Genomic DNA, 13,053 nt, shown 5'->3' with positions numbered 1-13,053 from the left:
TGGCATTTTGTAGTCCCAATACATTGTCGACCATTGAATGCCACCATATTAACTAAAATATTTTCAAACGCGATTTACTCGCGAAAACCCCTGTTAGTATGATAAATAAATAATAATTGCTTTTTTTTATTTCCATTCTTACTAGTTGATTACTAATAGTCGAGTTTCCAGTATGTATCCGAAATAAATTTAACCGATGATAATTTATTGTTGTTAAAAGTATAGATGTGTTTTATATCCTCTACACAAGACTCAAATTGAACATATTTATATCGCTGTTGAATTTCTTCAGGAAAATAATCGAAGAAACTTTTATAAAAATCGCCTGTAGACATCCCGATCTTAATGTTATTTGTAAATCGAACTTCTATGTCATGTATCTCGCCTTTAAGAATGTATGAATGTGTTGATGCTTCCGGATCACTATCAAAAAACAACATTAATCTACTATTCTTAAATTTCAATATTTGCAATTTTTGTGGTTCAATATCGGTACTGTAAAGCCTATCAGTAATGCTGAAGTTATTAAGCAAACTTAACTTTAAACCCAAGCTATCTTTTATGCTTCCAAATGGCGAATAAACATAATCACTACAAATTACTAAAGTAAGAGTATCTGAATTTTCTTTACCAAGCGAATTAAATTCAAGGTATTTTTTGGGTGTTACCCAGTAGTTATCTATTTTAACGGAATGTGCCGTATCTATTTTAACAGAGTGGGTAGTATCAATCGAGTTATTTTTCTTCGCAATCTGTTTCGGCGAATTACTATTGCAACCTATATTGATAGCGATAGCCAAATATAAAGTTAACCCATTTATAATATTCTTCATAGTTACCATATTTTCCCAAACTGGCTGCGGCTGGTGCAGGAGTTATTATTTGACCAAAACAGTTTATTAACCAAATGTGAAATAAATATTAAACTTATTACCCCCCAAAGAACTCTTAAATTTCAATAAATATATAGTAATAAAACAAATACACAATACTTATTTTAGATAATCAAACAGCAGCAATTTACGTGGGTAGAACAAAACAAAAAATGCTATTTAATAAAATTAACCTGTAGTAAACAATTGAATTAAAGAACAAAACGGCAGAAAAGGAGCAGGGAATTAACTCCTTTTTCTAAGGACATAGTTACTTGAGTGACACGCAAACAGGAACTAAAATTAACAATTAATCAATAAAAAATTAACAAATATTATCTTGAGGGCGATAATAGCATTCTGTTTTTTGATTGTATGATAAAAGCCAATTTAATCACATATCTTAATGATGACCCTGCTCCCTCCTTTATTAAGAGTGGAAATTGAGCTTATCTGTTTATTTTCCATTAGAATAAAAAAAATCAATCCTTGCCGACCCGACACGCGGTAAATATCTTTTTTCTTAGCTTCTTCAATAATGATATTTTGATCTTTAGCTGGGATTGCTGAATATTTTTCGATTTTTACTCCGCCCATTAAAAGATACTTATGAATACTTTTTAATTGAATTTCTATAACTTTTAACTTCTCTTCATGATTTTCCTCACTCATTGTACAGAAGTAATTGGAGATGATTGTCTTGGATTGATAATGATTGGACGATAAATCCCTGACAAACGATTTTACAAAACTTAAATCGTCTTCTGTTCTAAAAGACATGCACAGGATCAGGCCTGATAACGCGAATAAAATTGGTAGCTTTTTCATGATTTTTTATTGATATATAACTTATTGTTACATCAAATTCCCCTTAAGCATATACAATAGTTGCTTTGATAGCCATCTTAAACACATGTAATTCAATCAAATTAAAATATTGTAAATCAGCGAACTAAACTCTTTTTAGCAATTTTAAATGAGGTTGAATACATTACCTTATTAACTGAACTTGTATCCTTACCGTAAACTACCTTAAACCTAAAATCATAATCATTTAAATTGCCGTTACGAATAATCTGGGAGATACCGTATAGGCTCTCTTTTCCGATACATTCTGCTTCTATTCTGCCGCCTATCATTTGTTTAGGTTTGAGTTTAGTAAATTTGGTTATTTTGATCTCCTTTGTTGGAAGAAGCTTATATACGTCATCAGTTTCTCCTATCGGTAGTTCCTTTTTTGTAATCTCCAAACCCACCCGGTAATAAATATTATACAGAGAGCTTTGGTTACGTACGTTACAGTAAGCCGTTTCATGATTAATATGATATACTTTTTTTAAAGGCTGTATTTTTATTTCCTGCGCTGTCGCAAAATGGCAGCAGGTCATGAATAATAAAATTATTGCGATTGATCTCATGGTTGATTTTCGGTATTAGTTAATAATATGTTGCTCCTGCGGTAGAAACATTGCTCCCTGAATGTTGTACTTTTTCCCTTAATCATTTTTCAATTGTATTTAAGTTGTCTTTATCATTAAAGTGATTAATTTTTTCATATTCATTTATCAGTTACCTCATTTACTGCCATAATATATCATCAAACAACGTTAACATCGTATACAAATAATGAAAAACCCTTGCCTCGCCGGGTTCAAATGGCTGAACAGAAAAATCAGGAACCTGCATCGCCATCAGCTCATGAGGCAACTCTACATAATCCGGGTAGAACTTTTCCAGCAAGGCTTTCAATAGATTATGTTTTATTAAAACGTTCTCCGTATAGTTGCTCCACACCGGAAAGTAATCTTTTTGTTTAGGGCCTTCAACATTAATCACTAAAAAATTATACGACTTAAAAAAAGCACTGACCAATAGGATGAGCATGTGCTCTTTTATCTTAAAATGCACATGAAAGCAACTGTTGTAATACGGGCCAACCGAATCAGGCCAAGGTATGTGCGAATAGTCAAGGTATGGTATCCTCATTTTGTCAACTTCATCAAGAAGTCCCTGCCACTCTATTCCATATCTTGAACCTGCAAAACGCAAAGCTTGGTCGTACCTTGCTGTTTGTTCCGACTGATAGTATTTTTCGTTTTCATAGGTTTCATCAATCCCTTTGGGATAATAAAATTCAATAGCGCTCAGTACTTTTTCCTTTAACATAAAAGCTTTTTTAAAAATCGCCACAACTTATAAATGAACGATATAGTCCGCATTTGGCTGAATGTTGTAACCCAATCCCCGATGCTTCGGTAAAAGGGCTTAAAAATTCATTTCCCCAAGTGCAATATTCATTTCAGGATAAAAAATGGCGGGCCCTTCAAAGCTACGCTTGTTAAATTTCATCAAACCTTCCAGTTCGCCGTAAGTAAAAGCATGCTCTTTCTTCTCATAGCTTGGCTCAAAATAAACCGGGATTATCAGCGAGATTTTGGTTAATGACTTTACTTTTGCATACGTTTCTATCGTTGCCTTAAAGTCGTATTGTTTTGCTTTATTGGCAAACGCGTTAACAAATACCGAATCAGCACTATCTGAAAACCCGAGGTCTGTTACTTTCCCTTGCCAATCGAGCGTTATTTTCAGCATAGTGAAAATTGGCTTTTTATTGCTCATATAAGATGGGTGATAGTAAGTATAATAGATTGCATTCCGAAAATCATTAAAAAGGCTGTCCTCGGTTAATGGTTTAATTCTTTTAGGGTTGTAAGTAAGTTTTATCTGGGCTTTTAAGCCATTGGTTAATGAAAATAATAAAACTGTAATGATTGAGAATTTCAAAATATTTTTCATGGCTGTTTGTTACATTTTAAACCCAATAACCTGTAGTACAAGCTAAATATCATGTAATTATTGAGGAGTAAAGTTTTACCTTTAAAACTCATATAGGTTATTTAGCCGTAAATTTTCAATTGCTACAAGAGCATTTTCATGTAAAGGGGAGCGAATACGTGAGTCTTCTTCCATATCCAGAACTGGTTTATATCCGTAATTCATTAAAAACGTTTTTGTATGCGTGTCGTAATCACGTAGAAATTCCGTTAGCGATATCATATCAGCATCAAAGCCTTCGCTTTCAAAATCAAATTGACAGGAACTGTTGTAAGAAACTAATAGTTCGGTACACTCCTCAAATTCAACGTGTATTGTATATTGAGTTGGATCATCAGAAGGGATAAATACCCTACGATCGTTTCCGCCTTCGCCTACAGTGTAGTTAATATTATAGCTGATGATCATCGTGTTCAATGATTCAACCTTTTTGCCTGTTATGCTGAAGCTGGACCCATAACTTTGATCTGTTAGAGTTTTAGCTAATAACTGCTCGTTGAATATGTATTCGGTTATTTTAATCGGTTGGATATTAAATATTTTCATCGGCAAAGAATTGAATTTTAATTATGATGGGCATTATTTGCTTTTTCTTGCTTTTTAACTTTTCATAAATATTTAGAATGCGGCTATCAGCTAAATACATTCATTAAAAGGGGTGTTATTTTAATGATGTGTAAATTCAAGGCTATTATTCAGACCATGACACCTCTTAAGGAAGCTTTATAAACAATTTGGGGGCTCCGTTGGCATCAGGCCAATCCATCACCTTCAGCTGGTATGTCCGCCCACTAATGTTTATAACTGTGCTATGAATCGTGGTATCTTCAGGAGTGTCCGGATCTTTATTTTCGGCATAAGAAAGGTCAAAAACGAATTTTCCGATACATATTTTCGCAGGGTTCTCTATCAAGCCATACTTGGCGGGCATGTAGCTGATTTTTTGCATAACCTCGCTTAAATTCGGCAAAATACGCCCTATTTGAACAAAGAAAAGCGAATATGCCATATTTACCGTTTTACCGTTGAAATTAATCTCAATTGTCTTTTCCAAAGTTTCCTCTATTTTGGCAGGAATAAACAAAACTTGCATAGGGACTATATCTTCGCCCGTATAAATAATAAAACCTGTCGATTCAGATAACTTCTTATTCTGAGCCTGGGCATACTGCATGTAAGATGTAATCGTAAACACAATGAAAATTTAACTACAAGGTTCATAAACCCCTGTTGGTGAAACAATTGATGATTTTTTTGTTAATAGTTCTCTTTAGATGCCATGAATTTTTTATAAAAATCTATAACTTCCTTTTTCACTGAGTCATTTCGCTTGATTTGAAAAACTAATACCCTGGCAGGAAATTCCTTATTTTTATACGTTTTTTTCAAAAAAATGAATTTCATCTTGAATACTTTCGAATGTTCCAACGAATCTAAGTATGTTGAAAATGAATATTTTACATCACTTAAATTTTTATCAAAATAGTAATAACAACTATCGGCAACGGTATTTTCATATTGGTTAATCGTACTGTATTTTTTTACCAAGACTCCGTTTTCTGTGGATGTACTTGACAAAGTTTCGTTATTTGCCGCAAAAAATGGATTATCCTTAAACATTTGAGCTTTCAAAAATGAATCGACAGGCATTTTTCGGGGCTTTACTACAGTTAAAGAATCATACATCAAACCGATTGGGTTTACATTGTTATATATGAAGAAGCTTGTACCCTTTTCTATCCATTGATGGTAATTTGTAACCTTAAAATTTTGATCGAGAGAGTCTTTACTATAATAGCGACAATAAGGTAACTCATAGATGGTATAACGTGTGTCATAATAAAAGTTGGTTGTATCATTCAAAAGAACAGCCTGCCCGTCCCTTGGATTGATGACTTGCACGTTGTATATAAAACTGATCGCCGTGAGTTGATTTTTTATGGTTTCAGGAATAAAATTCCTGAAACCATAAAAAGACAAAGGCAGTAATAGCAGTGTAGTAATTTTTAATTTCTTCATATCGTTATTGTGCTAAAGTGTCTATTTGTTGGCTATGGTCCAATCGTTCAATTCCCATAGGAAAAAGTCACCGGCGGCAAGTCCAAACTTTCCGGAGAGCCATTTACACCATTTTTCATCTCTATCAGCGTGAGGCCGAGTTTGAAGCTATACTTGCCTTTCGGTAATGACACTCTGCTTTTCGAATAGAAATTGGTTCCGTCTCCCCCCTGGATTTTAGGAATTCTCAGTGTAATCTCGAATGTTCCACCGTTTTTAATGTCTATAAATTTTTCGTTTTCCATTTTCAGGTTCTCCCTCTTGCCATTATCCCTTATTTGTTCAACGATAAATGCCTCATATTTATAAGAATTGGTGTTGGATAGGAACTTGGAAACATGGGGTATACCCACAATCTTTCCGGATTCATCCATTAAATAGAAACCCAACAGATCTAAAACATTATATATTTTGATATCGTCGTTACTTAGATTCTTTAGTTTAATCGAAAATTTAATTCCTTGATCAGATAGCGGCTGAACAGTATCAATATTTAGAAAAACCTTTACGTTTTCGCTGGTTACCGTGACCTGATTTTTATCAAACTTGGTCAATTGAACTTCCTTGTGTTGTGCCTTGGCCCCGGTTACTCCAATAATTGGGAATAAGAAAAGGGCCGCCTGAATGATATTGACTATAATCTTTTTCATGATTAGCTTAAAAATGTCCATTAATATTCAGCAATGTTATTATCATCAAACATCAGTATCCATTCATCTCCCCTACCACCATTTTTGAGCATGGTTTTCATAAAGGAAAATTCTTTCCTCGTTTCCGACGGTATGGTTTCGCAGCCACAGCAAAGCTCCTTTTGGAACCTTGCTGAATTTTAGTTTACTGATCTGATCCTCAACGCGTGTTCCCGGCCCCAGGGAAATCCATTGATCGTCCCAATAATAGAGCTCATAGCTCATGTACTGATCAATTCCATTTTCATCATTGCGGGGGCTAAATCCAACCCCGGTTATGGCCTTTGGTTCGCCCAGGTCCAGGCCTATCCACTCGCCATTATAATCCGATGAGTCAGGGGTTTGGATATAATTTCCTAAAACACCGTCAAAGGCTTTCTGCACATCCGAATCATGTACTTTAGATGAATGAATGAGTTGCCCCTTTAAGGGCTGCTTCAACAAGGAATCTCCGTAAAAACAAATTTCGGCAAGTGAGCCGTAAGCGTTCTTTGGGAAACAGTAACGTACATACCTAAAATTCGACCGGGGTATCCGTCGCCGGTTCAGCATCATGGCAAATGGATTTTGAACGGTATATAAGGGCTTCGCGCCGGAGAAATCCGGATTATCGGCTCCCTCAAATTTTCCATCCAGCATCAGCCACAGCCAATCGAGCTTGGCCTGCGATAGCGGGTATTTCCGCGTCAGGGTGATGGTATCGTTGGCTCCTTTATTAACGATGACCGGCTTGATAGATTGATCGTTTTGCAGGATGAGCGGAGATGATACCGGCATCAATTTATCGCGCAAAACCATAGGCAGATAAAGTACGCCCAGCCCCATATCCTTAAATAATACCGACTTACCGTCCGGCGAGGCAGAAGCACAAACGGGTGCCCAATCCCGGTTATCAAACACACACAGGTATACCGTTTCGCCTGGTTTAACAGTGCCGGGCCTTATGGTCACCATTAAATCCTTTACCGGGATAAGCTGCCGGGTTGCATCAGTTTGGAAGCAGTCAAAATCGGCCACCAGGCCGCCGCTGCTCATCCGTGCTTTCATCAAACTATCATCCTGGATGGTATAGCCCAAATGGAAAATTTTTGGAGCTATGTAGGGTAACCTGGTTTGATGGGGAAGAAATTCTTCTCCTATAATTGAAATAAAGTTACCCTCTTTATCAATTACACTACTAAACTTATGCCCAAAACTTCGGTTTGCCCACTGCCGCACTACCTCAAGCGCCACCGGTATGCCCATAGCACGCATAGCAAAATTGGCGGCGGCGGCTTGATTAAGGCAGTTGGCCTGTCCTGCTAATAACAGGTCGCTCGGGCTGAGGGCCTTGTTGTATCTTTCAAGCCCCCTGTTAAAAGGAATTTCACGTTGAAGCGATTCATTAATTAACTTACAGGCCAAAACGGGGTCGGTACTTTTACCCATCGCTTTAGCTAACCAGCCGAACTTTTCCATATAACGCGGTCGCCATGATTCTAAGGGTTCGTCATAAAAGCGGTAAGGCAGCACATAAGTACAAAACTGGTCGAAACTTAAGTGACGCGACCAGGGCAACGACCAGGCTTTAAAAGCATATTCAATGTTCTCGATCAGCAAATTGGCAGATATGGCCTTGTTATCAAACGTATTTTCGGGCCCCGAATGCTTCGCCGAGGCATAGGCCATCACGTTGAACCATAGCCGGTCCAGTTGAATAAAGGTTCCCGGTTGCCAGAAATCGTTTCCGGCTACCTGTTTTGCTTTTACGATGTAACGGATCAGCGAATCAACGCCTTGTCGTTGGTATCCGGTATAACTGAAGTGCCCCGTCATGTTGGCGATCAGGAAGTAAGCTGCCCTGAGCTTGAGGCTGTCGCGGGCTGATGCGCCATAATGGTCGAGTACTTTTTGCAATTCCGCTTTGTTTTCACCCGCGAAATTCATCGCTATAGTAACCTTTTGCTGCATGGTGAGTGCTGGCCGCTGTGAAAACGCGCTGAAACTATGCTGGCAGATGATTAATAAAAGCAGGCGAATTCCTGCTTTTATTAAAATGTTATTTTTATTGAATAGATTGATTTTAAACATTTAAAGGTAGATCGATTGATAGGTTAGATGTTTAATATAAATGCATTGAATGATTGATTAGTACCCGCGAATTTAAATTATCGCTGTCGGGCGCAAATAGTAAAGGTTTTGATGGTTTGCCCGAGGCCGATTTTCACATAGTTTCAACGTGGGCATTCAAGAGTACTTCGCTCATAGGCCAGTAACGCTATATTCAGAACTCATACATGTTATTTAGCCGTAAATTGTCAATTGCTGAAAGCCCACATTTATTTATAGAGTAGTGAATACGTAAGTTTTTTTCCATATCCAGAACGGGCTTATATCCGTAATTCCTTAAAAACGTTTTTGTATGCGTGTCATAATCACGTAGAAATTCCGTTAACGATATCATATCAGCATCAAAGCCTTCGCTTTCAAAATCAAATTGGCATGAACTGTCGTAAGAAACCAATATTTCGGTAGGTTCCTCGCCTTGAACGTGTATTGTATAATACTTTGGATCATCAGAAGGAATTAATACACTACTACTATCTTCTTCGTTTTCTCCTACAGTCAAGCTAATATTAAAACTGATGATCATCGTGTTCAATGATCCACTCTTATTGATCCTGTAGCCGAATCCGGACTGATAATCTTGACCTGCCTGAGTTTTAGGTAATAGATGCTGATTAAATGCATATCCGTTTACTATGATTGGTCGGATGTTAGAGATTTTCATCGGCAGAGAATTGATTTTCGATTATGACTTTTAAATGAATTGTTATTTACATTATAAATACATTTACAGTAACAATCATGATATGAATTTCGGTTATAACGAGTTCTCCTTAATTTAATTTGCGCTATCCATATTTTCACGTTTTTTAAAATTCTCAAAAAAAACAGTAAGTTCTTTACTATTAAATGTTTCGTTAGGTTTTAATTCGAATAAAAACTCTCTTTTCGGGACTGCAAACGCGTACTTGCCTTTCGGTATCGGGTTGAAAATCATTTGGATCTTATATAACTTTAAATTTCGGGTGGAATCTAAATATTTAGAAAATGTATAATCGATCTTCTCAAAGCCCTTCTTATAAAAATAATGGATAGTGTCATTGAAAGATTCATCTTTTTTTTCTTTGCAAATGCGTGTTTCAACCAGGCTTTCGTTTTTTGTTGATGTGCTGACCAGGCTATCAATAACTGAATTATAAAAAGGGAAATTTTTAAACGCCCGTTTTAACAAAAACGAATCTACGGATACCTTCGCGGCCTTGATCGCGCCTATCGAATCAAACATGTATCCATAGTTTTTATTTTTGTTATAAACCATATAGCTATACTTTGTTTCTTCTCTTATAACATTTTCTGATATCACGTTTTGATCTTTATCCATATTTACATTCGATAACGTAAATTCATTAGGTATTTGGTAGGCAATGTAATTACCATAATAAATTATACCCAAAGTATCCTGCATTACGACCATTTCCGCATTATCAGGTTTGATAAATTCGAGTTTGTAAACTAATTTCACAAACCTGCAATGATCAGAATTGCGCCTATTGGAGCTGAAACCGAAAATAATTAAAGTTACCATTGCCAAAACCGAAGTTTTAGCAATGGCATTACTACTATACTTTACCATATTTACTTGGTGTCAGGATCATTCACGTTCCAGACCTTAGCGCTATTAATATCAGCTGAAGTAACGGTTGTTGGCACACTCCTGACATTAAATGTCGAGATTGTGTTAAATTTTATGTTCATAATAGCATTATATGTTCCCACTGTAGCGTTTGCATCCACTATATGATAGGAAAACGTTCCTCCCGTTATTAAAGAATGTGTTAAACCATCAGAAAAATGTGTTAATGAGTCAAAAGTCCATGGAGCTGTTGCGGATAATCTGCTTTGTATGGCATGCTCAGTACTTTCAAGGTTATACGTAGCGCCTTTTGCAAAGGTCCAAATGTATCTTCTATTTCTCTTATTAGGATCAGGCAATAAATCGGTGCTAATACTTATAGTCTCACTAACAGGTTGGGCCTCAGTGTTAGTAAAAAAACGTGCTGCCGCGTCATCCTCAGCACTTGAGCCCCCACTCCCTGGTTCACTGCCAATATCCATCACCCTCAAGGTGCTTCCCATCGGGTTTTTCTGCCAAGTCTTAGTGACGTGATAGTTATTGGTCGCATTGATATACCCTTCCTCTATCGGCTTGCCATTAATGCTATAGACATGCACAGTGGTAAAGTATTTATCAACTTTTTTGTACTCCTTTACAACGCCGGTATACACCTCGCCGGTCAGCTCGATAATCACATCTCGGCTTATAGCGCCATTGGTATAAACAGGAGTTGTAAATGTACTGGTACCGCCAACCTGTTTTACAGTGGTTTTAGTCCAGTCGGGCTTATTGAGCGAAGCGAAGCCGGTATCTGCCGCAGTGGAGATCAACTGGCTGTTATACCATTGGGCAACATTGGATACATCTTTAGTAAAAACGATTTCGGAGCTTTGCAGTGCAAAGTCATGCTTTTGGCAGGCGCCCAAAAGCAACATCGTGAACAGTAATAGGGCCTTTGCCCAGGAAGCATAGTTTTTAATTTTTAACATTTTTTTAAGGTAGGTGAAGTGATAAGATTTTTTTTTCATTTAAAAGTCTGCGAAAATCTTGAGTACAGCGGTTATCGTTAGCTATAGCCCAATCGTTTAATTCCCATAGGAAATAGTCACCGGCGGCAAGTTCAAACTTTCTGAAGAGCCCTTTACACCATTTTTCATCTCTACCAGCGTAAGGAATAGCTGGAAGGTATACCTGCCTTTCGGTACGGAGACCCGGGTTTTCGGATAGAACTCGGTTCTGTCTCCACCCTTGATTTTAGGTATTCTCAATGTAATCTCAAATGTTCCACCATTTTTTATGTCTATAAACTTTTCATTTTCCATTTTCAGGTTTTCCCTCGTGCCATTGGCCCTTATTTGTTCAACGATAAATTCCTCATATTTAAAAGAACGGGTGTTGGAAAGGAACTTGGAAACATGGGGGATATCCACACTCTTTCCGGATTCATCCATTAAAAGAAAACTCATCAGGTCTAAGATGTTATATATTTTGATATCGTCATTACTTAGATTCTTTAGTTTGATCGAAAATTTAATCCCTTGATCCGATTGTCGTTGAACGGTATCAATATTTAGAAAAACTTTTACGTTTTCGCCAATCGCCGTTACTTGATTTTTATCAACTTTGGTCAATTGGACTTCCCTGTGTTGTGCCTTGGCCCCGGTTATTCCAATAATTGAAAGTAAAAAAAGGGCTGTCTGAATGGTATTGATTGCAATCTTTTTCATGATTATTATTTTTTAATTAAGGACATACTCCACTTGGACAAACAGGCCAGTTTTGCGCTGGCGCCTTTGAGAAACTACATATCGTCGTGATCATCGGAAAAACAACCGCACGTTCTGCCTGACGGGGACCTGCGTTCCAATCTTCGTCAGCCATCGAATCATTCGCTTGTTGAATATTCCAATACCTCTCCATAGCGGCCTTCATAAGGGGTTTATAGGAAGTGAAAGTCGCTAAGGCACTAGCTTGGGAATTTCCGGTTAAGGGTACTGAATAGGTATTCATCATACTTTTAAAAAAGGGGATACATTCCTTTAGCGACGGTAAAAGCCTGCCTATATGGAAGTTTTCGTGTGCAATTATGGCACTTAACATATACCAGGTGGTTGCGCCTATACCAGACGGATTACTACCTAAGTTATTGAGGTCGTCCATTTGTTGGCAATAGTTTGAAGAGTTCGTATTGCCACCTGGGCCAGTCACTTCTGTCGTTCCCGGCATAAGGCGTGACGTAGAATAGTAGTGCCCTGTTATTGAGGTTATATATGGTTTCCAATTCGTACCGTCAGAGCAAACATCCATAGTGAAATCTATAGGACCGGTAGATGTTACGCCATATCCTTCGGGTACAGGTCCTCCGGCATCTTTTATAATTATAGCAGATGGATCCATGACAATCCAACACTGGAGTGGCGGCTCTGGACTTTCATCGCCAATCCCCATTACTCTCAAGGTACTTCCCATTGGGTTCTTCTGCCAGGTTTTTGTTACGTGATAGTTATTGGTTGCATTGATATACCCTTCCTCTATAGGCTTCCCATTAATGCTATACGTACGAACTACAGTAAAGTATTTATCGGTTTTATTGTACTGTTTTACAACACCAGCATACACCTCGCCGGTCAGGTTGATGACCACCTCCCGGCGTACGGTGCCATTGGTATACGCAGGTGTAGTAAATGTCCTGGTATCGCTAACCTGTTTGACAGTAGTTTTACTCCAGTCGGGTTTATTGAGTGAAGCGAAGCCGGTATCTGCCGTACTTGGAATCAACTGGCTGTTATACCATTGGGCAACGCTGGCTACATCTTTGGTGAAAACGGTTTCAGAACTTTGCAATGCGTAGTCATGTTTTTGGCAGGCAGCCGAAAGCAGCATAGTGAACAATGCGAGGGCCTTTGCCCAGGAAGCATAGTTTTTGATTTTTAACATT

At 37.6% G+C, this 13,053-nt stretch carries 15 protein-coding genes; all 15 read right to left on the bottom strand.

Annotation, left to right across the window (positions count from 1 at the left end):
* Nucleotides 1–152 precede the first annotated feature (152 nt).
* Nucleotides 153–833 (bottom strand): hypothetical protein, encoded by a 681-nt coding sequence (locus tag MUCPA_RS31250; protein WP_008512032.1) that lies wholly within the window; start codon nt 831–833, stop codon nt 153–155.
* A 429-nt stretch (nt 834–1,262) separates the two neighbouring features.
* Nucleotides 1,263–1,700: a hypothetical protein gene (locus tag MUCPA_RS31245; RefSeq protein WP_008512030.1), complete on the bottom strand. Its 438-nt coding sequence runs from the start codon at nt 1,698–1,700 to the stop codon at nt 1,263–1,265.
* Nucleotides 1,701–1,816: 116 nt separating this feature from the next.
* A complete protein-coding gene (locus tag MUCPA_RS31240) occupies nt 1,817–2,290 on the bottom strand; it encodes a hypothetical protein (RefSeq protein WP_157544020.1) in 474 nt (157 codons plus the stop codon).
* 160 nt (nt 2,291–2,450) lie between these two features.
* Nucleotides 2,451–3,038: a hypothetical protein gene (locus MUCPA_RS31235; protein WP_008512026.1), complete on the bottom strand. Its 588-nt coding sequence runs from the start codon at nt 3,036–3,038 to the stop codon at nt 2,451–2,453.
* A gap of 99 nt (nt 3,039–3,137) precedes the next feature.
* Nucleotides 3,138–3,668 (bottom strand): hypothetical protein, encoded by a 531-nt coding sequence (locus MUCPA_RS31230; protein ID WP_008512024.1) that lies wholly within the window; start codon nt 3,666–3,668, stop codon nt 3,138–3,140.
* Between the two features lie 81 nt (nt 3,669–3,749).
* A complete protein-coding gene (locus MUCPA_RS31225) occupies nt 3,750–4,253 on the bottom strand; it encodes a hypothetical protein (protein WP_008512022.1) in 504 nt (167 codons plus the stop codon).
* 166 nt (nt 4,254–4,419) lie between these two features.
* Nucleotides 4,420–4,881, bottom strand: coding sequence for a hypothetical protein (locus MUCPA_RS31220; RefSeq protein ID WP_008512018.1), 462 nt, complete (start codon nt 4,879–4,881; stop codon nt 4,420–4,422).
* Between the two features lie 83 nt (nt 4,882–4,964).
* On the bottom strand, nt 4,965–5,726 hold the full coding sequence (locus MUCPA_RS31215) for a hypothetical protein (RefSeq protein ID WP_008512016.1): 762 nt from the start codon (nt 5,724–5,726) through the stop codon (nt 4,965–4,967).
* A 47-nt stretch (nt 5,727–5,773) separates the two neighbouring features.
* Entirely contained in the window at nt 5,774–6,415 is a 642-nt protein-coding gene (locus tag MUCPA_RS31210; RefSeq protein WP_157544019.1) for a hypothetical protein, read from the bottom strand.
* Nucleotides 6,416–6,487: 72 nt separating this feature from the next.
* Entirely contained in the window at nt 6,488–8,524 is a 2,037-nt protein-coding gene (locus MUCPA_RS31205) for a discoidin domain-containing protein (RefSeq protein ID WP_008512012.1), read from the bottom strand.
* Between the two features lie 193 nt (nt 8,525–8,717).
* The gene (locus MUCPA_RS31200) at nt 8,718–9,224 is read right to left on the bottom strand and encodes a hypothetical protein (RefSeq protein WP_008512010.1); all 507 of its coding nucleotides are present in this window, start codon (nt 9,222–9,224) and stop codon (nt 8,718–8,720) included.
* A 114-nt stretch (nt 9,225–9,338) separates the two neighbouring features.
* On the bottom strand, nt 9,339–10,133 hold the full coding sequence (locus MUCPA_RS31195) for a hypothetical protein (RefSeq protein WP_157544018.1): 795 nt from the start codon (nt 10,131–10,133) through the stop codon (nt 9,339–9,341).
* A 2-nt stretch (nt 10,134–10,135) separates the two neighbouring features.
* Nucleotides 10,136–11,104, bottom strand: a complete 969-nt coding sequence (locus tag MUCPA_RS31190; protein ID WP_008512006.1) for a hypothetical protein — start codon at nt 11,102–11,104, stop codon at nt 10,136–10,138.
* 96 nt (nt 11,105–11,200) lie between these two features.
* Nucleotides 11,201–11,842 (bottom strand): hypothetical protein, encoded by a 642-nt coding sequence (locus MUCPA_RS31185; protein WP_008512004.1) that lies wholly within the window; start codon nt 11,840–11,842, stop codon nt 11,201–11,203.
* A gap of 16 nt (nt 11,843–11,858) precedes the next feature.
* Nucleotides 11,859–13,052: a hypothetical protein gene (locus tag MUCPA_RS31180; protein WP_008512003.1), complete on the bottom strand. Its 1,194-nt coding sequence runs from the start codon at nt 13,050–13,052 to the stop codon at nt 11,859–11,861.
* Nucleotide 13,053 lies beyond the last annotated feature (1 nt).

Origin of the sequence: Mucilaginibacter paludis DSM 18603 (genome assembly GCF_000166195.2) — a bacterium.
GTDB classification, from domain to species: domain Bacteria; phylum Bacteroidota; class Bacteroidia; order Sphingobacteriales; family Sphingobacteriaceae; genus Mucilaginibacter; species Mucilaginibacter paludis.
The sequence above is the reverse complement of the archived record's forward strand: the minus strand, read 5'-3'. Positions and strand labels throughout refer to the sequence as shown.